The sequence below is a fragment of the Sphingomonas benefaciens genome (genome assembly GCF_052907485.1).
Map to the genome: position 1 here is coordinate 53,950 of NZ_JBREIC010000009.1, position 20,449 is coordinate 74,398.

Annotated in this window: 23 protein-coding genes; 5 read left to right on the forward strand and 18 right to left on the reverse strand. The window is 66.0% G+C overall.

Features of this window, described 5'->3' with window-relative positions:
• Nucleotides 1–11: 11 nt before the first annotated feature.
• On the reverse strand, nt 12–857 hold the full coding sequence (locus ACU5AX_RS19840; RefSeq protein WP_446692277.1) for a Brp/Blh family beta-carotene 15,15'-dioxygenase: 846 nt from the start codon (nt 855–857) through the stop codon (nt 12–14).
• Nucleotides 854–1,555 (reverse strand): bacteriorhodopsin, encoded by a 702-nt coding sequence (locus ACU5AX_RS19845; RefSeq protein WP_446692278.1) that lies wholly within the window; start codon nt 1,553–1,555, stop codon nt 854–856. Before ACU5AX_RS19845 ends, ACU5AX_RS19840 begins: the two co-directional genes overlap by 4 nt.
• 259 nt (nt 1,556–1,814) lie before the next feature.
• Here ACU5AX_RS19845 and ACU5AX_RS19850 point away from each other — a divergent pair, with 259 nt between their 5' ends.
• Nucleotides 1,815–2,393 carry a recombinase family protein gene (locus ACU5AX_RS19850; protein WP_112384035.1) on the forward strand — a complete coding sequence of 193 codons (579 nt, stop codon included), beginning with the start codon at nt 1,815–1,817 and terminating at the stop codon, nt 2,391–2,393.
• 11 nt (nt 2,394–2,404) lie between these two features.
• On the opposite strand, the gene ACU5AX_RS19855 is transcribed toward ACU5AX_RS19850, so the two are convergent.
• A complete protein-coding gene (locus tag ACU5AX_RS19855; protein ID WP_041043303.1) occupies nt 2,405–2,812 on the reverse strand; it encodes a MerR family transcriptional regulator in 408 nt (135 codons plus the stop codon).
• Nucleotides 2,813–2,859: 47 nt separating this feature from the next.
• On the opposite strand from ACU5AX_RS19855, the gene ACU5AX_RS19860 reads away from it, so the two are divergent.
• Both ACU5AX_RS19860 and ACU5AX_RS19865 read left to right on the forward strand, forming a co-directional pair.
• The gene (locus tag ACU5AX_RS19860; RefSeq protein ID WP_236116207.1) at nt 2,860–3,627 is read left to right on the forward strand and encodes a MauE/DoxX family redox-associated membrane protein; all 768 of its coding nucleotides are present in this window, start codon (nt 2,860–2,862) and stop codon (nt 3,625–3,627) included.
• A 415-nt stretch (nt 3,628–4,042) separates the two neighbouring features.
• The gene (locus tag ACU5AX_RS19865; RefSeq protein ID WP_112384034.1) at nt 4,043–4,264 is read left to right on the forward strand and encodes a hypothetical protein; all 222 of its coding nucleotides are present in this window, start codon (nt 4,043–4,045) and stop codon (nt 4,262–4,264) included.
• A 32-nt stretch (nt 4,265–4,296) separates the two neighbouring features.
• Here ACU5AX_RS19865 and ACU5AX_RS19870 read toward each other — a convergent pair whose 3' ends face one another.
• The 9 genes from ACU5AX_RS19870 to ACU5AX_RS19910 form a co-directional block, all read right to left on the reverse strand.
• Complete coding sequence (locus tag ACU5AX_RS19870; protein WP_082746205.1) at nt 4,297–4,659, reverse strand: DUF411 domain-containing protein; 363 nt, start codon at nt 4,657–4,659, stop codon at nt 4,297–4,299.
• A gap of 137 nt (nt 4,660–4,796) precedes the next feature.
• Entirely contained in the window at nt 4,797–5,171 is a 375-nt protein-coding gene (locus tag ACU5AX_RS19875) for a DUF305 domain-containing protein (RefSeq protein ID WP_174236673.1), read from the reverse strand.
• A 75-nt stretch (nt 5,172–5,246) separates the two neighbouring features.
• Nucleotides 5,247–5,846, reverse strand: a complete 600-nt coding sequence (locus ACU5AX_RS19880) for a DUF305 domain-containing protein (protein ID WP_205411694.1) — start codon at nt 5,844–5,846, stop codon at nt 5,247–5,249.
• A 47-nt stretch (nt 5,847–5,893) separates the two neighbouring features.
• Nucleotides 5,894–6,520, reverse strand: a complete 627-nt coding sequence (locus ACU5AX_RS19885; RefSeq protein WP_240313675.1) for a hypothetical protein — start codon at nt 6,518–6,520, stop codon at nt 5,894–5,896.
• A 101-nt stretch (nt 6,521–6,621) separates the two neighbouring features.
• A complete protein-coding gene (locus ACU5AX_RS19890) occupies nt 6,622–7,800 on the reverse strand; it encodes a copper resistance protein B (RefSeq protein WP_446692279.1) in 1,179 nt (392 codons plus the stop codon).
• Between the two features lie 23 nt (nt 7,801–7,823).
• A complete protein-coding gene (locus ACU5AX_RS19895) occupies nt 7,824–9,794 on the reverse strand; it encodes a copper resistance system multicopper oxidase (RefSeq protein ID WP_446692280.1) in 1,971 nt (656 codons plus the stop codon).
• 67 nt (nt 9,795–9,861) lie between these two features.
• Nucleotides 9,862–10,431, reverse strand: coding sequence for an RNA polymerase sigma factor (locus ACU5AX_RS19900; RefSeq protein WP_041043254.1), 570 nt, complete (start codon nt 10,429–10,431; stop codon nt 9,862–9,864).
• On the reverse strand, nt 10,428–10,868 hold the full coding sequence (locus ACU5AX_RS19905; protein ID WP_041043253.1) for a periplasmic heavy metal sensor: 441 nt from the start codon (nt 10,866–10,868) through the stop codon (nt 10,428–10,430). Before ACU5AX_RS19905 ends, ACU5AX_RS19900 begins: the two co-directional genes overlap by 4 nt.
• The gene (locus tag ACU5AX_RS19910) at nt 10,865–11,137 is read right to left on the reverse strand and encodes a hypothetical protein (RefSeq protein ID WP_446692281.1); all 273 of its coding nucleotides are present in this window, start codon (nt 11,135–11,137) and stop codon (nt 10,865–10,867) included. Before ACU5AX_RS19910 ends, ACU5AX_RS19905 begins: the two co-directional genes overlap by 4 nt.
• Nucleotides 11,138–11,257: 120 nt before the next feature.
• Between ACU5AX_RS19910 and copC the strand changes: the two genes are divergently transcribed.
• A complete protein-coding gene (gene copC, locus ACU5AX_RS19915) occupies nt 11,258–11,629 on the forward strand; it encodes a copper homeostasis periplasmic binding protein CopC (RefSeq protein WP_041043251.1) in 372 nt (123 codons plus the stop codon).
• Nucleotide 11,630: 1 nt separating this feature from the next.
• Entirely contained in the window at nt 11,631–12,560 is a 930-nt protein-coding gene (copD, locus tag ACU5AX_RS19920; protein ID WP_066779366.1) for a copper homeostasis membrane protein CopD, read from the forward strand.
• Between the two features lie 36 nt (nt 12,561–12,596).
• Here copD and ACU5AX_RS19925 read toward each other — a convergent pair whose 3' ends face one another.
• From ACU5AX_RS19925 to ACU5AX_RS19950, 6 genes are all read right to left on the reverse strand, one after another.
• Nucleotides 12,597–12,932 carry a four-helix bundle copper-binding protein gene (locus ACU5AX_RS19925; RefSeq protein WP_446692282.1) on the reverse strand — a complete coding sequence of 112 codons (336 nt, stop codon included), beginning with the start codon at nt 12,930–12,932 and terminating at the stop codon, nt 12,597–12,599.
• A gap of 324 nt (nt 12,933–13,256) precedes the next feature.
• Complete coding sequence (locus ACU5AX_RS19930) at nt 13,257–14,174, reverse strand: cation diffusion facilitator family transporter (protein ID WP_066779372.1); 918 nt, start codon at nt 14,172–14,174, stop codon at nt 13,257–13,259.
• Nucleotides 14,171–14,779 (reverse strand): cation diffusion facilitator family transporter, encoded by a 609-nt coding sequence (locus ACU5AX_RS19935; RefSeq protein WP_085809865.1) that lies wholly within the window; start codon nt 14,777–14,779, stop codon nt 14,171–14,173. Before ACU5AX_RS19935 ends, ACU5AX_RS19930 begins: the two co-directional genes overlap by 4 nt.
• Entirely contained in the window at nt 14,776–18,003 is a 3,228-nt protein-coding gene (locus ACU5AX_RS19940; protein ID WP_085809866.1) for an efflux RND transporter permease subunit, read from the reverse strand. Before ACU5AX_RS19940 ends, ACU5AX_RS19935 begins: the two co-directional genes overlap by 4 nt.
• A gap of 3 nt (nt 18,004–18,006) precedes the next feature.
• A complete protein-coding gene (locus tag ACU5AX_RS19945) occupies nt 18,007–19,179 on the reverse strand; it encodes an efflux RND transporter periplasmic adaptor subunit (protein WP_085809867.1) in 1,173 nt (390 codons plus the stop codon).
• Nucleotides 19,176–20,441, reverse strand: a complete 1,266-nt coding sequence (locus ACU5AX_RS19950; protein WP_446692283.1) for a TolC family protein — start codon at nt 20,439–20,441, stop codon at nt 19,176–19,178. The genes ACU5AX_RS19945 and ACU5AX_RS19950 overlap by 4 nt, the downstream gene beginning before the upstream one ends.
• Nucleotides 20,442–20,449: the final 8 nt, after the last annotated feature.

Genomic DNA, 20,449 nt, shown 5'->3' on the forward strand with positions numbered 1-20,449 from the left:
GATGACGGGCATCATGCGTTTACCCGCCGCGCCTTGATGCCCGGCGAAGCCGGCAACGCCGGAAGGGGCAAGTGGGCCTCAAACCAAGGCGTAACCAGAAGATGAGGAACGGCGAGCGCCGCGATGCCGGCGAAGAGGCCGCGTACGCCGCTCGGATCGAATTGCAGGAGCAATCCGGCGACAATGCCGGCCAAGAGCACGGCAGCCACGAAGATCGGCATCACCGTCCTCAGGTAGACCAAGGTGCTGTTGCACCCCAGCCGATCGCGACGCTCCGTGGTTTGCGGCAAGGCATGCAGCACCAGAAAGCCGATCGTGAAGCCGATGAGTGGGGGGAGCAGCAACAGCGCGCCGGTGCCCAATGCAAGGTGGAGATCGCGCCGACGCCAGGCGAGCAGCAGCAGCGCCGTACCAGCCAGTCCTCCGATGATGGCGAGCATGGGGGTCAGCGCAGCCAACGTCGACGCCGAGCCACCCGCCAATCGCAGGAGGCTCGCGTAATTCGCAGAGTGCAGCGCCGCTGGTGCCAGGATCAGGGCTGCGCCTCGGGCAACGCGCTCAGCCGCTGTTCCATCGCGAGCATCCTCGATGCCGAAATGAATTGCCGACGCCAGCAGAAAGGCTGGAAGTGCGATCGCCGGATCGCTGATCCACCAGATCAGGGTCGACAGCGAGACCAAGCCGTACGCCGCCAGGAATAAGGGCCATCGTTCTTTCGGAACGACAGCGAGATCACCGGCGCCGTGGACCATGCCCACGACGCCGATGCCTAGAATCGCAAAGGCCAGCTGGACCGGCAAGGCAGCGGAGGCAACAAGCGCGCCTCCCACTACCAGCAGAGCGATGCCGCGCTTCACGAACGACGTTCGTGTTCGTGCAGCGCCTTGTCGAGGTTGCTCGCCGCGTAGAAGGCGTAGATCACCTTGGCGACGATATCCATGATGAGGATCGCCCAGACGGATGCCGGATCGGTGATGATCTTCAGGCCCTCGGGGCCGATCAGGAAGACCAGCGGGTAAAGGAACCAGACAACAGTCAGGAAGACAACGTTCTTGCTATAGGCCTGGCCTAGTGCGGCACCGCGCTCGATCGCCAACGACCGGAGCGGCCCCCAGAGCAGGTACAGGACGCCGAGGAAGGCGACGCACGACCACAGGAACCAGACCCACTTGACCAGTGGCGCCTCTGCCAGCGACGAGATCAGGCCGGTTTCGACCATCAGCACGTCGAGGACGATGATCGAAGTCAGATATCCTCCGACCTCTCCCGTCTTGCCGCGCTCATGGAACGCCAGGAGCACCAGGCTCGACAGCAGGATCGGCGTCGTGAACGTCCAGTCTGCGTAGCGAGCAAAATAGGTCGCAGAGCCATCGGCTTTGACGAGGGTGCCGATACCGAAGGCCATTGCCAGATAGGCCGTGGCCGCGATGAATGGCACGGCTGCGTGAAGAAGCGTGTGGTGACGTGATGGGGGCGCCTTGCTCCCCTTCGCGTAGATCGCCAGCGAGGCGAGCGACATGACCGAAAAGCCGATCATGAAGGCGGTTTGATCCATATAGCTAATCCCTGTTCAGGGTGGCCGATTGCCAACCCTTCAGGCGCTAACGCAAATCAGTCGAATTTGAGCCAGAGGCGTAACGACCATGCCAATCAAGCATTGTGCTGCACCGGCGATTATTGATTTTCAACAGCCACGATCGATTTTGATCCGCAGCCATGTGAGAACGTCTAGCAGGCGTGGCGCGTGTATCAAAACACATTCTCGATTGCGATCGGTCGTGTTAGGCACGTGAGATGAGTTTTGAGAAGGTGCCATGCTGATCGGCTACGCGCGGGTGTCGACCCCCGAACAGGATCTGACGCCGCAGCTCGACGCCCTGCGTGAAGCGGGGTGTGAGCGGACCTTCAGCGACAAGGCGAGCGGTGCGAAGGCGAACCGGATCGGCTTGGCCGAAGCCCTGTCACACGCTCGCGCCGGCGACGTGCTGGTGGTCTGGAAGCTCGACCGGCTCGGCCGAACGATGAAAGGCCTGGTCGACCTTGCGGCGGAGTTGGCGGACCGGGGCATCGGTTTCCGGTCGCTGACGGATGGCATCGATACCGCCGGCACCGCCGGCAAGCTCGTCTTCCACATCATGGCGGCGATGGCGGAGATGGAGCGGGACCTGAACCGCGAGCGCACGACGGCCGCACTGATGGTGGCGAAGCGCGAGGGCAGGGTAGGCGGCCGCAAGACAGTGATGACGCCCAAGCGGCTCGAGGCGGCCCGTAAGCTCCTGGCCTCCGGAATGCCGATGCGCGAGATCGCGCCGGCGATCGGCGTCTCGGTCCCGACGCTCTACCGCCACCTTCCCACGCCGGAACAAGAGGCGATCAGCGCGGAAGGGGTATAGCACCGACCGGATCAGTCGGCGTCGAACGCGGTTAGAATGGGGCAGGGGCCTTCCGAGCCCGACCCACATTCATGAGCAAGCCGCTGGAGTGATGCGCGGACGCGCTTCAGCTCCTGGATCTTTGCATCCAGCGCCGCGATCCGCTCGTTGGCAAGCTGGCGTGCCCGAGCGCGATCGTCGGTCGCGTCCAGCGCCACCAGTTCTCCGATCTGCTCCAACGTGAAGCCAGCGGCCTGCGCCGATCGGATGAACCGGAGCCGGCGAACATCGTCTGCTGTGTAGCGGCGAATACCGCCATTCGAGCCCGATCCTTCAGGCCTCTCCGGCGTCTCGAGCAACCCTCTGCGCTGATAATAGCGGACCGTTTCTACACCGACGCCGCCCTCGCGCGCGAGCCCCGCAATTGTCACGTCGGCCATGCCTTGACTCCGTACCATGGTACGGCCCCTATATAGGTGTCGCGAACATGGTGGAGAAGAACATGGCGACCGCGGCGCCCAAGAAGGCAACGATCTACCGCATGGTGATGCCGACGCACACCTGCCCCTACGGCTTGAAGGCAAAGGACCTGCTGCACCGACGCGGCTACGAGGTCGAGGACCATTGGCTGACGACGCGCGAGGAAACCGACGCATTCAAAGCCGAGCACGGGGTCAAAACGACACCCCAGACCTTCATCGGTGGCGAGCGGGTAGGCGGCTACGACGATCTGCGCCGGTTTTTCGGCAAGACCGTGGCCGACCCCAAGGCGGTGACCTACCGGCCGGTCGCGGTTGTGTTTGCGATGACGGCATTAATGGCGCTGGCGGCCAGCTATGCCGTGCTCGGCACACCCTTCACGGTACGCGCCGGTGAGTGGTTCATCGCCTTCTCCATGTGTGTGCTGGCGCTGTTGAAGCTCCAGAACGTCGAGAAGTTCGCGACCATGTTCCTCAACTACGACTTGCTCGCGAAGCGCTGGGTGCCATACTCCTATATCTACCCCTACGCGGAAGGCGCGGCGGGCGTGCTGATGGCGGCCGGCGTGTTGACCTGGTTGTCGGTGCCGATCGCGCTGGTGATCGGGACGATCGGGGCGGTCTCGGTCATCAAGGCCGTGTATGTCGACAAGCGCGAGCTGAAATGCGCGTGCGTGGGCGGTGACAGCAATGTGCCGCTGGGCTTCCTGTCGCTCACCGAGAACGTGATGATGGTCGCCATGGCTATCTGGATGGTGCTGGGCGTCGCGCACTGATCTGGTGCAGCGTCCCGGCGCAGCCTAGAAGGGCCGCATGAGCTTCGGCCGCCTCGCCCGCACACTCGCTCTGCTCCTGCTGGGCGCGATGCTGTTCGTGCGGATGGGCCCAATGTGCGAGGCCATCGCGCAGGCTGCTCCGCCTGCGGAGGCGCATGCCGGAATGGCCGATTGCGATCGAGCGCCGCCCACGCCCGTGAAAAAGGCCCCTTCGGTGGACTGCGTAGGAGCCTGCATCGCAACGGCCCTCGACGTTCACACGTCTCCCGCGCCGCAGCTCGCCGTGCGGACGGATCCGCCCGCACCCGAGCCTCATGCCCTTGTTGGTCGCTCGGGCGGTCCTGCACCGCCACCTCCTCGAACCGCCTGATCGACGTGGATTCCGATCAATCAGTGCGTTTGAGGAAAATTACACATGAAGACCATCAAGTTCATCGGCGCGGCTATCGCGCTCGCGCTCGTTCCCGCCACGGCCTTTGCCGCCGCTGACTGCTGCGCGGGGAAGGAGTGCTGCAAGGATGGCACCGACTGCTGCAAGGACAAGGACGGCGCGAAGAAGGATTGCTGCGCCGACATGAAGGACATGAAGCACGGCGAGCACGCCGGTCACGACATGTCGGGCATGCAGAAGAAGTAAGCTGGGAGGGGAGGCGTTCGCGCCTCCCCTTTTCAATGGCGGGCGAACACCCTGCGGCCGCTCGGCCCGAACGCGATCACGTCATAGGCCTGGGCCTTCATGCCCGGCATTTCCATGCCCGGTGAGCCCATCGGCATCCCGGCGACCGCGAGGCCGGTGACGCCCTTCGGATGCGTGGCCAAGGCGCGCTTCATGTCGGCAATCGGAACGTGCCCTTCGAAGGTCATGCCGTCGATAATGGCAGTGTGACAGGAGGCGAGGTCTTGAGGCACGCCGCGTGCCTTCATGAACGCCGGCCGGTTCGCATCGTCGACGACGCGGACGGCGCGGCCGAACTGCTCCTTCACCTGCTGCGCCCATTTCTCGCAACAGGGGCAACCCGGGTCGCGATGCATCAGGACGGGACCCGCGGCGAGAGCCCCCGCAGGGGTAGCGCACGCCAGCGCGGCGGCGAGAAGGCGAAAGCGATCCATATCTGAGTTCCCGGGTGGCCATTCCCCCGCACGGTGACGGGGGGAGGGACGGTAGTCGATTACTGGGCGCTCTTGCCATGCGCCCGCAGCCAGGCGTTCAACTCGCCGATCTCGCGGGTCTGCTCTGCGATCGTCTTGGTGGCCATCTGGCGAACCTTGGGGTCCTTGGTCTCGCGAAGCACGATACGCGACATGGCGATGCCGCCACGGTGGTGCTCGACCATCTTGCGGACCCACGTCTCGGTCGCATCGGCACCCATCGCCGACATCATCTTCTGATGCATGTCCATCTCGGCCTGCGGGTACGGGTTCGCCGGCGTCGGCCGCATCATCTGCCCGTGGTTCATGCCGGAATGGTCCATGCCCTGCATCTGGGCGACCGCGGGAGCCGCGCCGAGGGCGGTCGCGACGGCCATAATCATCATCTTCTTCATCGTGTCGCTCCTGCGTCAAAACTCCCGCTCAACAGGGATACGGGCTCAAACCGATTAGCCCTCAAGCGATGTTGCTCAGCGGATCGGCTGAAGCGTGTTGACGCCGACGCTCTCGTCGGTTTCGGGGGGCGGGGGAGGCACCTGCTTGTCGCGATAGGAGGGGAGGTCGGGCGCATTGTCGGGCGTGGGGTGCGCCTCAAGCCGGGCGATGTAGCGCTTCATCTGCGCGATCTCGCGGACCTGAGCGTCGATGATCCCGTCCGCGAGTTTCCGCACCTCGGGGTCTTTGATGTGAGCGCGCTCGCTGGTCATGATCGCGATCGAGTGATGCGGGATCATCGCCTTCATATAAGCAACGTCTCCGACCGTCTCCTGGCTGCGGACAAGCCACAAGGCACCGGCGAACACCGCGATCGAGGCCGCCACGATGCCGAGATTGGCCCGTCGGTCGGGATACATGCCCCACATGAAGCCGATCATGATGAGCGCCATGGTGGCGCCCATGACGATCGCCATCCACGTCCGGGTCTGGCTGTATTCGACATGGGCGAGCGCGTAGGTGTTCAGGTACATGAGCCCGAACATCACGACCGTCGACGTCGCGATCATCGCGGCGAAGCGCCCGTAGCTCATCCCCATACCGCCCTGTTTGGAGCTGGGGTCGTTGTGGTTCATCATGCGCTCTCCTGTGCGGCCCCACCCACTCAGGCATACGCGGCTCTCTAGCGGACCCCTTGAGCTTTTCTGCGCCGTCGACGGGGCCAGCGCATGAAGAGCAGGATTGCCCCGGCGACGGCGAACACGAGTCCCCCCGCTGCGAAGGCGTTGAGCCACGGCGTGTTGAACCGTTCGTGCTCGGTCCAATCCATGATGTGGAGTCCCCAGAAGAAGTCGTAGAGCCGCCACGTGCCGGTTCGCACCGATGTCAGCCGGCCAGTCTCCGCCGCGACGTAGATGCGGGTTCCGTCGGTGTCGGGGAAGGAAGCACGCCAGGCGGGGAGGGCACCGCGGTACTCGGTGCTGAGGCGCTCGATCCGCTCGACGACGGGCGCCGAACCAGTTTCGCCGCGATACGCCTGCCTTGCGATCAGCGCTGCGGCCGGGCCGTCGACCGGGGGCAGCGGCTTTGCGGTGCGGGCGTCCAGCAAACGCACCTTGCCGTCGCCGAGCTGGGCTTCGACGATCGGCCGACCTAGCAGCATCCGGTGCTGGAGCTGACGCACCGGCGCTCCGGCAGATGCGAGAAGAGCAGGGACCGACGCGAAGTCCTGGGTGGCGATCAGGGCCGGTTCGACGTTCCGATCGATCCGGTGATCGCCGTGCACCGTGTCGATCGGCAGCAGGCTCATGATGAGCCCACTGGTGAACCAGACGATCGCCTGCGCCCCGATCAGGAGCGCGAGCCAGCGGTGAACCTTGCTCGCACCGATATGGAGGCGGAGCCGCGGGCTCAGAACCAGGTCCTCACGCCCGCAACGAAGCTGAAGCCGCCGGTGCTGTCGCCACGTGCGCGGGTGAAGCGCGCGGTGTCGCCGAACTGCCGCTCCCAAGACACGCCGATATAGGGCGCGAACTCGCGCCGGCCCTCGTAGCGAAGACGAAGGCCAGCCTCGAGGTCGGTGAGCCCTGAGCCGGTGCCGGTCTCGGGCACGTCTTGGGCAGAGAAATTGGCTTCCACTCTGGGCTGGAGCACGAACCAGTTGGTGATGCGCTGGTCGTAATAGCCCTCCGCGCGGCCAAGCACGTCGCCCTTGTCGGAGAGGAACAATGCGCCCTCCACCTCGAACCAGCCTGGGGCGAGCCCCTCGATCCCTACCGTCGCGTAGGTGCGCGAGGGGTTAGGCTTGAAGTCGTAACGAACGCCGGCCTGGAGGTTCCAGTAGGGATCGAGGGCGCGGCTGTAGAGCGCCTGCACCTCGGCCTGTTCGAGCGGCTTGCCGAACGTGCCTTCGCCCTCGCTCTTTAGCGTAAAGCGATTGATGTCGCCCCCGATCCAGGCCTCGCCATCCCAGCGATAGCCGTCGCCACCCTTGCGAGCCTGATATTCGGCGAGATTGAAGAGGATCTGATAGACGGTCATTCCGCCATGCTCGCGGCGTAGATCGTTCTCGCGCGAGCTGGCCATGGCGTCCGCGCCCCAGAAACGATCGGCGAGGTGGTCGCCGGCCGGGGCGGGAGCGGGTTTGTTGCCGGGAGGAAGGTCGGTTCCGACCTTGGCAGCGGGCTGATCGCCGGGCATCGCCATGCCCGGCATCGTGCTCATGTCGTGGCCGGCATGTGGGTCCTGGCCCGCATCTGTCGATGCTGCCATGCCCGGCATAGCGGACATATCGTGCCCGGCGTGCGGGTTCTGGGTGGGCGCAGCCTGCTGCTGACCGCTCATATCCATTCCCTGCATTCCGCTCATGTCATGCCCGGCATGAGGGTCGGCAGCCTGCGTCTTCGCCGGTTGCGCGCGCCGCGGCGCGGTGCGTCGGACGGGGGCCTTACGCTTAGTCGCGGACTTGGCCGCGGCTTTCGCCTTCGGCTTGGCGGCCGGCTTTGCCGGCATCGTCATGCCCGGCATGTTGTGCATGGAATGGTCCATGGTCTGCGCCAATGCGGGTGTCGCAAGGGCGAGCGGCGCCATACCGGCGAGGAGGAGCGCCCGGATCACGCCGTGGCCTCCCCGGCCTTGCGGACCTGGACGACACGCATCATGCCCGCGTGCATGTGGTAGAGCATGTGGCAGTGGAAGGCCCAGTCGCCTTCCTCGCCGGTCACGTCCCAGCTCACCGTGCCTCCCGGCTGCACCAGCACCGTATGCTTTCGGGGCGCGTAGGCGCCCTTGCCGGTCACCAGGTCGAAGAAGTGGCCATGGATGTGGATCGGATGCCCCATCATCGTGTCGTTGATGAGCGTCACCCGTACGCGCTCGCCGTGAAGCAGCGTGATCGGATCGGGGTTCTCCGACAGCTTCTCGCCGTCGAAGCCCCACATGTAGCGCTCCATGTTGCCGGTGAGGTGGAGCTTGATCTCCCGCTCCGGTGCGCGTGTGTCCGGGTTGCGGTCGAGCGCCATCAGGTCGCGATAGGTGAGAACGCGGTGCCCGACATTCTCCAGCCCCTGCCCGGGATCTCCGGTGCGATCGACCGGCATCGGCGAGATGGTCTGCACGCCCGGTCCCTTCTTCACCTCAGGGGCATTGCTGAAATCGCGCATGGAATGGCTCATGCCGCCCATGTCCATCCCGCCCATCTGATCGCCGTTCATCGCCGGCATCGTGCCGGAACCATGATCCATTCCGGCCATGGCGCCGCCCTGAGCCTGGCCGTGGTCCATGCCTGCCATGCCGCCTGCCGCGGTGCCGGCCGCGCCGTGGTTCATTTGGGAATGATCCATACCCGGCATTGCGCCGGTGCCCGCGCCATGCCCCATCGAAGCATGGTCCATGCCGGACATCGAACCCGCAGCGCCGCCCATCGCGCCATGGTTCATGGCGCTGTGGTCCATCGTGCCATGATCCATGCCGCCCATGCCCATGTCCTTCATGGTCGCGAGCGGGCGCTTGCGGAGCGGGGGCACCTCGGCCGCCATGCCCTCGCGCGGAGCGAGCGTCGCGCGGGCCATGCCGGAGCGATCGATGCTCTCACCGACCAGCGTATAGGCGCGCAGGTCGGGCGGGGTGACGATCGCGTCATAGGTCTCGGCCGGGCCGAACTGGAACTCGTCGATCTCGACCGGGCGCACGTTCAAGCCGTCGGCCGCGACGATCGTCATCGGCAGGCCCGGAATGCGGACGTTGAAGGTGGTCATCGACGAGGCGTTGATGAAGCGCAGCCGCACCCGCTCGCCGGGGCGGAATAGCGCGGTCCAATTGTCCTTGGGGCCGTAGCCGTTGACCAGGTAGGTGTAGACCGAGCCCGTGACGTCGGCGACGTCGGCGGGGTCCATCCGCATCTTGCCCCACTCCAACCGCTCTTTCAGCGACTGATCCTTGCCGGCGAGAAGCCCGGCCAGGGTCTGGCGCTGGCGGTTGAAGTAGCCCGACTCCTTCTTCAACCGATCGAAGAGGTAGTGCGGGTGGTGGAAGCTGTGGTCGGACAGCACGATCACGTGCTCCCGGTCGAACTTCACCGGATCGGGATTCTTCGGATCGATCAGGATCGGGCCGTAGTGTCCCTCCTGCTCCTGAAGCCCGGAATGGCTGTGATACCAGTAGGTCCCGCTCTGGATGATCGGGAACTCGTAGGTGAAGGTCGAGCGCGCCGGAATGCCGGGGAAGGCGATCCCCGGCACCCCGTCCATCTGAAAGGGCAGCAGCAGCCCATGCCAGTGGATCGAGGTTTCCTCGTCGAGCTCGTTGACGACGTGGAGGCGGACGTTCTGTCCCTCGCGCAAGCGGATGAGCGGCGCGGGCACGGTGCCGTTGATGCCGATGGCGTGGCTCTGCCGCCCGTCGATCATCATCATCTGATGCGCGACCTTGAGCGTGATGTCCTCGCCCGACACCGTGGGCAACGGCTTGGCGATGCCGGCGGAGACGGGCTGTGCCCATGCCGGCATATAGGCCGACAAGGCGAGGCCGCCTCCTGCCAGACTGGCACCGCGCAGCACCTGGCGGCGGTCGAGAACGCGCGACATGCAAGCTCCTAAGAATGGGGCCGTGAAAGGGCCGTCGCTTCTTCTACGCGGCCGATCCGTCCAGCCCTCAGCGGTTCCCGAGTTTTTCGAGCAGCCGCGCCCGCGCGCGATACAGGCGGGTTTCGACCGCCTTCTGGCTGATCCCCAGCACCTCGGCCGTCTCGGCCTGGCTCAGGCCTTCGATCGTCCGAAGTACCAAAGGCTCCTTCAGGTTCGCGGGCAAGGTCGAGATGGCGCGGGTCACACGATCGAGTTCCTGCCGATCGCCGGCTGCGTCGTCGATCGGCACCTGTTCGTCGACGATGCTCTGGACCTGTTCGTCGTTCGGCAGCGCGAACGACAGAAACCGGCGCACGGCACGCTTACGCGCCCAATCGCGGCATTTGTTGACGGCGATGGTCGTTAGCCACGCCTGCATCGATCGGTTGGGGTCGTAGCGCGACAAGGCCTGATGCGCGGCCACAAACGCTTCCTGCGTCACGTCCAGCGCTTCGTCGGCATCGCCGAGGAAGGCGCGCGAAAGCCGGAACATCGGCTGCCGATAGCGTCGCACGATCTCGGCGAAAGCGGCTTGTCGGCCGGCGATGCTGAGCGTCGCCAGTTCGCCATCCGACAGCGCGGTCCAATCGAGGCTCACCCCTGGCCGTCGGTGAGCGCCTTCACCACCGCGTCATCGAATTGAGAGGTCTGATCGGGCCGGAGAAGCTGACGCATGGCGAAGATGTGCGCCAGCGTCGCCTTCTGCAGCTCGCCCATCGCGGCATGGCTCTGGTCGACCGCAGCGGCCACCCGCGGACCATTGCCGTGCTCGGCCTCGATCGCCTCGGCAAGGCGGGCATTGGCGGCACGCATCTCCAGCTCGAGGGCGCGGCGTTGCACCGCGAACCGGTCTTCGAGCACCTTCAATCGGGCCTGCTGGTCGCCATCGAGCGCGAGCTTGTGGTGCAGCACCTCGTGGAGCGCCGCACCGGGTTGCTTGGGCTGCGGCAGCAGCGCGCGCCCGATAAAGACACCACCAATCGCTGCCAGGAAGGCGAGCAAGGCGCACAGGACAACCCGCTTGGTCGAGGTCATGGCTCGCCGATCAGCAACGCGGAAGGAGCGAGGGGGGAGGCTCCGCCGAGCGGCGCGAGCGAGACAGCAGGGCTTGCCGTCGCGGGCAGCTCGGCACCGACGATCCCGATACCGAGCGCCGCGGCGGTTATCACACCGATCCCGAGCCCGGCCCCGCGCACGGCGGGGCGGCTGCCGATCCGTCTGAGGACTTGGTCCTCGATACCCTCCAAAGCGGCCGGGGCGGGTGCGCCCGCTAGTCGCGCCAATGCTCTGTCTAGATCGTCCATGCTTTCCACTCCACCCCTCTATCATCGGATACGCATCGCTGCCCATCATCCCTCAACCGCCGGTGAGGGGTCGGGCAGCGCGCCGCGTAGAAGGGTGCACGAACCTCGTCGGAGTACCCCATGCGTAGTCTCGCCCTTCCTGCCGCCCTCACTCTCCTGAGCCTCGCCAGTGCGGCGCAGGCTCACCCGAAGCTCGTTGTGGCCTCACCCGCGCCCAACGCGACCGTTGCCAAGCCCGCGCGTGTCGCTTTGCAGTTCAGCGAGAGGCTGATGCCGAAATTCTCCGGTGCGGACTTGATGATGACGGGCCATGGCGGCACCACGCACCCACCGATGAAGGTTGCAACCACCACCCAGGTTGCACCCGATGGCCGAACGCTGGTCGTGGTGCCCAAGTCGCCGCTCGGCGCGGGCCGCTACAGCGTCGCATGGCACGTCGTCTCGGCCGACACGCATCGGGTGTCGGGCAACTTCGCCTTCGCGGTGAAGTAAGGTGGATGCCGACTGGCCGTTGATCGGGGTCCGCTTCGCGCTTTATGCGACGTTGAGCGGGCTGTTCGGCCTGTCGGCGTTCAGCCTCTACGGGCTCAAGGCCGGGGAGCGCGCAGACGCACTCGCCTTGCGCCCTTGGCTGGTGGGGACCGGGCTGCTCGGCCTTCTGTTTTCAGGCATTGCGCTCGTCCTGCTCGCCGCGGCAATGGCTGGAGCGCCGCCGTGGCCGATCGATCGGGAAGCGATCGGAATGCTGATCACCGGCTCCGCGACGGGCACGGCGTGGGAAGCGCGCATGGTCGCGCTGATTGTGGCCGTGATCGCCGCGCTGATCGCGGCAGGACGTACCGCGCCGCTCGGCATGGTGGCGCTCGCGGCGGGCATTGCGCTCGCGACGCTCGCCTGGACAGGCCATGGCGCGATGGATGAGGGCGCGACGGGCTGGGTCCATCTGCTGGCCGATATTCTGCATCTGTTGGCGGCCGGAGCCTGGGTCGGCGCACTGCTCGGGTTGACGCTGCTCGTGGTGCGACCGGCAGTTCGCGTCGACGTCGCGCATCTCAGACTGACCCACCGGGCGTTGCACGGCTTCGGTCTGGTCGGCACGCTCGTGGTCGGCACGATCGTTGTGACGGGCCTGGTCAATGGCTGGCTGCTGGTCGGTGCCGGCAATTTACCGAGACTTCTGACCACCCTTTACGGCCAGCTCCTCCTCGCCAAGCTGGTACTGTTCGGCGCGATGCTGGGGCTGGCCTCCCTCAATCGTTTCCGGCTGACGCCGGTTTTCGAGCGCTCGGTTGCCGCGGGCGATCATCGGGCCGCGCTTGGTGCTCTGTGGCGCAGCCTCGCGATTGAGGCGAGCTGTGCCGTCACGATCCTGGCGCTGGTCGCCTGGCTGGGGATGCTCGAGCCCCCCGCAACGGCGATGTGAGGAGCGGGCGGCAGATCGCCACCCGCCCGTCACCGATCAGGCGGCCATCTTCTCGCATGCGTCGGCACAACGCTCGCACGCGGCGACGCACTCTTCCATGCCGTCGAGCCCCCGGCAGCTCTCCGCGCAAGCCCGGCAGATCTGAGCGCAGATGCCGCATACGACCTTATGCTGGTCGGACCCGCGCGCCATAAAATCGAGCGAGGTGGCGCAAATCTGCGCGCAATCGAGCATGATCTTGATGTGGTCGGGCGCGGCGTGGGCCCCGCCCACCTCGAGGCAGTGTTGGGTGGTCATCGACAGGCAGGTGACGTGACAGTGGTGACAGGCGTCCATGCAAGCCTGCATCTCCGCGCTCATCTGATGGTGCATCGGTCATTCTCCGCGTGAGCCCCCGCCCACTGAGGAGTACGCACGGCGCCGGCTCGTCCCTCAGCCGGGTGCCTTCATTCGTCACCTTTAGCCTGATCCTTCATCGGCTTCGGCGCAGGCCCCCGCTTCACTGTTTCACGCCAGGGCCGCGTAGGAGACGGAAGGGCGACCCGCAGCGCAGCCGCCCTCCCTCGAACGCCATCCATCGTTCTACCCATCTCCCTCGCGATCGTCGCCAAGGGCTGCCGCGCGGCAATTCGCTGGCGAAGCTCCGCGTCGGCTTCTTCCGTCCAGCGCCGCGGCTTCCTTATCGTCACCGCACGCTCACGGGTGCAGGTGCCCGGTATCCTCGCACTGCTCAGCCGCGGCCTCGGTCTGGATCGTACAATGCTCGATCCCGAACCGACTATGGAGCATGTCCGCAACCGACTTCCTGATCGCATCGGCGTCAGCACCCTCGGCAAGCGTGACGTGTGCGGTGCAGTTGATGTCGTCCGAGGCCATCGACCAGACATGGAGGTCGTGGACGCCAGCCACGCCGGACAGGCCGGCGATGCCGGCACGCAACTCGGGCAGCTTGATCCCTCCAGGAACGCCCTCGAGCAACACGTTGGTCGTGTCCCGGAGCAGCACCCATGTTCGGGGCAGCACCCATAAGCCGATCCCCACCGCGACGATCGGATCGACCCACGTCCAACCGGTGAACCGGATCGCGAGCGCACCCGCGATCACGCCTACCGACCCGATCATGTCGGCCCAGACCTCAAGGTAGGCGCCCTTGACGTTCATACTCGCATCCTTGCCCGACGTGAGCAGCTTCATGGATATGAGGTTCACCACCAGGCCGATCGCGGCGACGATCATCATCCCGGTCGACTGGACCGCCTCGGGCTGGCGGAAGCGCTGCACCGCCTCCACCAGCACGTAGATCGCCACACCGAAGAGCAGCAGGGCGTTGAAAGCAGCGGCCAGGATCTCGAACCGCTTATAGCCGAACGTCCGCTTGTCGTCGGCCGGCTTCTGTCCGAACCGGATCGCGAGCAGCGCAATCACCAGTGCTGCCACGTCTGTCAGCATATGAGCTGCGTCAGATAAAAGCGCGAGGCTGTTGAAGACGAACGCACCAACAACCTCGGCAACCAGATAGGCGGTCGTGAGCGCCAGCGCCCAGCTCAGCATCTGGGCATTCGCGCCAGCGGTGTGGTCGTGGGCATGCCCCCCATGGTCATGGCCTGCGCTCATTGATTGGCTCCTTTCGTGCCCGCGTCCGAGCGAGCGTCTCGCAGGATTTCGAGGCCGCCTTTCACCGCGATAGCGGCAACAGCGATGCCGACGATAAGGTCAGGCCAGTTCTGGCCCGTCCAAACGACGATCACGCCGGCTAGAATGATGCCCCCATTGGACACGAAGTCGTTGAGGCTGAAGGTTGTCGCAGCGCGCATATTCACATCGGGCTCGCGCAATCGCTTCAACAGCCACAAGCAAAGCCCGTTAACGACCGCCGCGATGATCGCCATCCCGATCATAGTGGGGCCGATCGGCTCGCTTCCCGAGAAATAGCGCCGCCCGGCATCGAGCAGCACACCCGCGGCAAAGAGCAGCAGCAGGATGCCCGATGTCACCGCGGCCCCCCGCTTCCACGCCTGTGAGCGCGAGAGGGCAAGCAAGCTGATGATGTAGACGATGCCATCGGAGGCGTTGTCCAAGCCGTTTGCGATCAGGGCGCTGGAATCCGCCATGACGCCGGACACCCCGAAGCCTGCCGCCAGGCCCAGATTGAGCAACAGGACTATCCAAAGCGTCCGGCGCTTCTCGGCCGTGTCGAGGTCGAAGCTCTCTTCGCTCATGCCGGCACCTTCTCGTCAGGAGCGGCAGTTTGCCGATCGCTTTCCGGGACCGGCAGCTCTCGGCTGCCGAAACGGGCATAGAGCGTCGGCAGCACGAACAATGTGAGCAGCGTCGCGGATATGAGGCCGCCAATAACCACGGTTGCGAGCGGTTTTTGCACCTCGGCGCCCGCTCCATGTCCCAGCGCCATCGGTACGAAACCGAGTGAAGCCACAAGCGCAGTCATCGCGACAGGCCTGAGCCGGGCCAGCGCGCCTCGATGCGCCGCAGCCGCGCGATCCATGCCATCGCGCATCAGGTCATGGATGGACGTCACCATGACCAACCCGTTGAGAACTGCGATGCCGGATAGCGCAATGAAGCCGACGGCCGCGGAAATGGAGAAGGGCATCCCGCGCAGCACAAGCGCGAGCACCCCTCCCACCAGCGCCAGAGGGACGCCGGTGAACACAATCAGCGCATCCCGAACGGAGCCGAGCGCCCCGTAGAGCAGCAGCATGATGACCACGAAACAGATCGGCACCACGATAGCGAGCCGGTCCCGAGCGGACGCAAGGTTCTCGAACTGGCCTCCCCATTCGAGGTACGTCCCTGCCGGCAGCTTTACCTGAGCGTCGATTGCCGCCCGGGCATCGGCAACGACGCCCGCCACGTCGCGGTCACGGACGTTCGCCTGCACCACCACGCGCCGCTTTCCGTTCTCCCGGCTGATCTGGTTGGGACCATCGACGACAGCGATATCGGCGACGGTCGACAGCGGTACGAAGCCACCACCGGCAGTCGGTACCGGCACCTGAGCGACCGCCGTGAGGTCCGAGCGCGAGCTTTCGGCCATTCGGATCATGACGGGAAAGCGGCGATCCCCCTCAAAGATCATGCCAGCCTGCCGACCACCGATCGCTGCGGCAACCGTGTCCTGCACGTCGCCGGCGGTTACGCCGACGCGCGACATGGCGGTGCGGTTCGGCCGGATATCGAGCATCGGCAGGCCCTCGGTCTGTTCGACCCGCACGTCTGCGGCACCCCGGGTCCGGCGAAGGATACCGGCGATCCGGTCCGCGGTCGCATTCATCTCGCCAAAATCGTCGCCGAACACCTTGATGGCGATGTCGCCGCGCACGCCCGCGATCAGCTCGTTGAACCGCATCTGGATCGGCTGGGTGATCTCGTAGGCGTTGCCGGGGAGGGTGGAGAGACGCTTCTCCAGACGCTCCACAAGCTCTTCCTTGGAGAGACCTGGATCGGGCCACTGCGCCTTCGGCTTCAGGATAACGAAGGTGTCCGTGGCGTTCGCTGGCATCGGGTCCGATGCGATCTCGGAGGTGCCCGTGCGCGAGAAGGCGAAGCGGACCTCCGGCACCTTGGCCAACGCCTTCTCGACCTGGAACTGCATCGCCTGGCTTTGGTCGACCGACGTGCCCGGGATCCGCACGGCCTGGACGAGGATATTGCCCTCGTCGAGCTGCGGCAGGAACTCCTGCCCCAAGGTGGTGAAGGCGACACCGGCGAGCGCCAAAGCGCCGACCGCAATGCCGATGGTGAGCGTCGGGCGACGCATCGCCCCATCGAGCCCCGGCTCGTAGCGCTGTCGAAGGAACGTCACGGCCCGGCTTTCCTTCTCCTCCACCCGCTTGCTGAGCCAAATGGCGATCGCCGCGGGCACAAAGGTCAGCGACAGGATGAAGGCGAACACGAGTGCGATGATGACGGTGAGCGCCATTGGCTCGAACATCTTGCCCTCGACACCGGTGAAGGTCAGCAAGGGCGCATAGACCAGGATGATGATCGCCTGCCCGTAAACGGACGGACGGATCATCTCGCGGGCGGACGCGGCGACCAGCCCGAGCCGCTGTTCCATCGTCAGTTCGCCGTCCCGGCCATGCTGGGCTTCGGCAAGGCGCCGCAATGCGTTCTCGACGATGATGACGGCACCGTCCACGATCAGGCCGAAGTCGAGCGCGCCGAGGCTCATCAGATTGGCCGAAACGCCCGCCTCCAACATGCCGATGCTGGTGAGCAGCATCGTGATCGGGATGACGAGAGCCGCGATCAGCGCCGCCCGGAAGTTGCCGAGCAAGGCGAACAGGACGACGATGACCAACAGCGCGCCTTCGGCGAGATTGCGGGCGACCGTCGATATGGTGGAGTTCACCAGCTCGGTGCGGTTCATCACCGGTTTCACGACAACGTCGACCGGCAGCGAGCGGCCGATCTGGGTCAGCCGTTCGGCGACCCCGGTCGAGACGGTACGGCTGTTCTCGCCGATCCGCATGACGGCGGTCCCGACGACCACCTCATGGCCGTTTTCGGACGCGGAGCCCATGCGCAGAGCCTGGCCGGTCCGAACTGTTGCGATCTGGTTGAGCAGGATCGGCACACCCTCGCGGGTGGCGACGACGGTTCGGGCAAGCTCGTCGGCGTTGCGCACGCGCCCGTCGGAGCGGACAGAGAGCCCTTCGCCGTTACGGTTGACGACACCGGCGCCGGCGCTGGTGTTGTTGCGCTCCAGCGCCGTGGTGAGATCCTGCAGCGTCAGCCGCATTGCGGCCATGCGCTGCACGTCGGGGACGACGAGATATTCCTTGGTGTACCCGCCAAGGGAGTCGACCCCCGCCAGTCCCTCCGTGCTCTTGAGCTGCGGCGTGACGATCCAGTCCTGGACAGTGCGCAGGTAGGTGGCCTTGTCGGCCTCGCTGACGAGGTGATCGCCTTCCGGCGTGATGTAGCTGCCGTCGCGTTGCAGACCGGGCTCACCGTTGCGGTGATGGACCTGATCCAGTTCACGGTACTCGACCGTCCACATGAAGATGTCGCCGAGCCCGGTCGCGATCGGCCCCATTTCAGGGTTTACGCCCTCGGGAAGGTCTTCCTCCGCAGTCCGCAGCCGCTCCGCCACCTGCTGACGGGCGAAGTAGATATCGGTCTTCTCGGTGAAGACGGCCGTGACCTGGGCGAAGCCGTTGCGGCTGAGTGAACGGGTATATTCGAGGCCAGGGATGCCGGCGAGCGCGGTTTCGACCGTGAACGCGACCTGTTTCTCGATCTGGTCGGGGGAAAGGGCAGGGGCGACGACGTTGATCTGCACCTGGTTATTGGTGATGTCGGGAACGGCGTCGATCGGGAGTTGGCGCAGCGCGCCTATCCCGAGCAGCGCAGCGGCGACGGTGAGAAGCAGGACTAGCCAACGCTTCTCGACGGAGAGGGTGACGATGCGACCGATCATGGTTCAGTCCTCGTCCCCGCCTTCGCCCTTGCCGAGTTCGGCTTTGAGCGTGAAGCTGTTGGTGGAGGCGATCCGCTCCGAACCGGTCAGCCCGGACGTCACGACGACCTGGCCGCCGTTGGTGCGCCCCAATGTCACCGGCGTTGCCCGAAAGCCGGTCGGGGTCCGCACGAAGACGAACGACTTGTCCTCGATCATCTGGACCGCAGCCGACGGCACGGCGACGGTACGGTCGCCGGTTGCCGGAACCAGGATGGAAACATTGACCGTCTCGCCAACGCGCCAAGTGCTGCCGCCATTGTCGAGGGTGACGATCACCGGCACCAAGCGCGTCGTCTCGTCCAGAATGGGCGAGACGAACGTGACGCGCCCTTCCTGACGGCGCCCCGCCGCTGTTACCTCGACGCGGGCACCGGGCTTCACCCGGCCCGCATCGCTGGGCACCAGCGAGGTCGCAACCGTGATCTTGGAAAGGTTGGCGACCCGGAAAAGCTCGGCGTCGGCTGCAACGGTCTGCCCGAGCGTAGCCGAGCGCGCGATGACCTGACCGGCGATTGGTGAGCGCACTGCGATGCGGTTGAGCGCACCGCCCCCGCTGCCGGTCGCGGACAATTGCTGCTGCGCTAGGCGAAGCGCGATGCTGGCTTCGGTCGCGGCGGTCCGCGCCGCGACAAGATCCTGTTCCGGCGAGACGCGCTCGGCGAACAGGCGCTGCTCACGACGAAGGTTCGTTTGCGCGAGGGCGGCACGCGCGCGAGCGGCCTCCACCTCTGCCTTGAGGGAGGCTGCTTCGCGGCTCTCGATAACGGCGAGCGGATCGCCGCGACCGACAGGCTGGCCGAGATTGCGGGTCAGCGAGACGAGCCGCCCGCCCACCGATGCCGATACCACCTGCACGCCTTGCGGATCGCCTTCGATCGTTGCCGAAAGCTCGATCGCACCAGCCTCCCCGCCGACCGTTGGCCGCGTGACCTCGATCCCGGCGTCCGCGATCTGCTGCGCGGAGAGGATGACGGCATCCTTTGGACCTTCTTTGGCCTCGCTGGCCTCGGCACCTTCGGCCTTCTCGGCTCCGACCTTCTCGCCGGCTTCACCGCCGCTGCCGGTCCCGCCGCATCCCGCAAGGATGAGGGCCAGCGTCACGGGCGCCAGCGCCCGCTTGATGTTCTTCGTCATTGATTGTTTTCCTCAGGAGAGGGCGCGGCGGCAACGAGCCGTTCCAGGCGTGCCTTTGCGTCATGATAGGTGGCGAGCGCGTCGATCGCGGCGGTGCGCGTCTCGGACAGGGTCCGCTCGGCATCGAGCAAGTCGAGCTGGCCGAACTTGCCCTCGCGGTAGCCGATCCGGGCGATGCGCGCAGCCTCGGCAGCCGACGCCAGCACCGGACCGCTCGCATTGCGTGCGGACGTGGCGGCGTTCGCCACCTCCGCCTGGGCGTTCGCGATGTCCTGCGCCGCGTCCAGCTCGGCGGCACGCCGCAGGGCCTGCGCCTGGTCGCTCTGGGCGCGCGCCTGGGCGATGGCGGCTTTGCCGTTGTTGAAGACGGGAAATGGGATGGAGACCCCGAACACCGCGGCGACGTCGTTGGTAGCCTCGAGCCGTCGTGCGCTGGCGCTCAACGTCACATCGGGAATGCGCTGCGATCGGGCGAGCCGGACCTGTGCCTCGGCCGTCGTCGCGTCGGCACGGGCGGCCGCCAGTGCCAGCGTACCACCGGGTTCGATCGGCCGTGCCGGTCCAAAGCCCTCAACACGATCATACCATGCGAGGTCGAGCGGCCCGGTCACGGGCTGGCCGATCCGACGCGCGAGATTGTCCCGCGCCACCTCGGCAAGCCGCTGGGCACGTTCCACCGCCGTCTCTGCGTTGATACGCAGCACATCGGCACGCTGCTGTTCGAGCGGTGACGCACGCCCCGCCTGCACGCGGACACCGGCTGCGCGGAGCGCCTCCCGGGCGATACCGGCCTGTTCGCGAGCTGTGACGAGGCGGCGTTCGGCCGATGCTGCCTGAATGTAGAGCTGGGTGACGGCGAGCCGGAGGTCGGCCTCGGCCAGCGCCGTTCCGATCCGCGCCCGATTGCCGATCGCCTCTGCGACCGCGATCCGGGCCGACCTCTTGCCGCCCAACTCGATCGGGAGCGCCACGCCGGCGGTCGTCTCAGCACTGCGCAGGCCACGATACTGGCCGCTACCGGCGATGTTCTCGGTTTCGGCAACGATCGAGGGGTTAGGGCGGTAGCCGGCGACGGTCCGCGCCGCCTCGGCTGCCCGTATCCCTGCCGTTGCGGCTTCGAGGGTGGGCGCGGTTGCGCCGGCGAGCGCCAGCGCCTGCTCGAGCGTGAGCGGGGGACTGGTCGAGGCCGGCTCGGATGATTGCGCGTGCGCGATCGACGCGCACGACGTCACGGCCAATAAGGCCGCGAGAAAACGGGACATGATGACGA

Excerpts from the sequence above, each read along its gene's own strand:
- ACU5AX_RS19950 (WP_446692283.1), bottom strand. The coding sequence starts at position 20,441 with ATGTCCCGTTTTCTCGCGGCCTTATTGGCCGTGACGTCGTGCGCGTCG.
- ACU5AX_RS19905 (WP_041043253.1), bottom strand. The coding sequence starts at position 10,868 with ATGACCTCGACCAAGCGGGTTGTCCTGTGCGCCTTGCTCGCCTTCCTG.
- ACU5AX_RS19910 (WP_446692281.1), bottom strand. The coding sequence starts at position 11,137 with ATGGACGATCTAGACAGAGCATTGGCGCGACTAGCGGGCGCACCCGCC.
- ACU5AX_RS19890 (WP_446692279.1), bottom strand. The coding sequence starts at position 7,800 with ATGGCGCCGCTCGCCCTTGCGACACCCGCATTGGCGCAGACCATGGAC.
- ACU5AX_RS19945 (WP_085809867.1), bottom strand. The coding sequence starts at position 19,179 with ATGACGAAGAACATCAAGCGGGCGCTGGCGCCCGTGACGCTGGCCCTC.
- ACU5AX_RS19885 (WP_240313675.1), bottom strand. The coding sequence starts at position 6,520 with ATGAGCCTGCTGCCGATCGACACGGTGCACGGCGATCACCGGATCGAT.
- ACU5AX_RS19940 (WP_085809866.1), bottom strand. The coding sequence starts at position 18,003 with ATGATCGGTCGCATCGTCACCCTCTCCGTCGAGAAGCGTTGGCTAGTC.
- ACU5AX_RS19875 (WP_174236673.1), bottom strand. The coding sequence starts at position 5,171 with ATGAAGAAGATGATGATTATGGCCGTCGCGACCGCCCTCGGCGCGGCT.
- ACU5AX_RS19850 (WP_112384035.1), top strand. The coding sequence starts at position 1,815 with ATGCTGATCGGCTACGCGCGGGTGTCGACCCCCGAACAGGATCTGACG.
- ACU5AX_RS19855 (WP_041043303.1), bottom strand. The coding sequence starts at position 2,812 with ATGGCCGACGTGACAATTGCGGGGCTCGCGCGCGAGGGCGGCGTCGGT.
- ACU5AX_RS19930 (WP_066779372.1), bottom strand. The coding sequence starts at position 14,174 with ATGAGCGCAGGCCATGACCATGGGGGGCATGCCCACGACCACACCGCT.
- ACU5AX_RS19865 (WP_112384034.1), top strand. The coding sequence starts at position 4,043 with ATGAAGACCATCAAGTTCATCGGCGCGGCTATCGCGCTCGCGCTCGTT.
- ACU5AX_RS19845 (WP_446692278.1), bottom strand. The coding sequence starts at position 1,555 with ATGGATCAAACCGCCTTCATGATCGGCTTTTCGGTCATGTCGCTCGCC.
- copC (WP_041043251.1), top strand. The coding sequence starts at position 11,258 with ATGCGTAGTCTCGCCCTTCCTGCCGCCCTCACTCTCCTGAGCCTCGCC.
- ACU5AX_RS19870 (WP_082746205.1), bottom strand. The coding sequence starts at position 4,659 with ATGCATCGCGACCCGGGTTGCCCCTGTTGCGAGAAATGGGCGCAGCAG.
- ACU5AX_RS19880 (WP_205411694.1), bottom strand. The coding sequence starts at position 5,846 with ATGAACCACAACGACCCCAGCTCCAAACAGGGCGGTATGGGGATGAGC.
- ACU5AX_RS19935 (WP_085809865.1), bottom strand. The coding sequence starts at position 14,779 with ATGAGCGAAGAGAGCTTCGACCTCGACACGGCCGAGAAGCGCCGGACG.
- ACU5AX_RS19860 (WP_236116207.1), top strand. The coding sequence starts at position 2,860 with ATGGTGGAGAAGAACATGGCGACCGCGGCGCCCAAGAAGGCAACGATC.
- ACU5AX_RS19925 (WP_446692282.1), bottom strand. The coding sequence starts at position 12,932 with ATGCACCATCAGATGAGCGCGGAGATGCAGGCTTGCATGGACGCCTGT.
- ACU5AX_RS19895 (WP_446692280.1), bottom strand. The coding sequence starts at position 9,794 with ATGTCGCGCGTTCTCGACCGCCGCCAGGTGCTGCGCGGTGCCAGTCTG.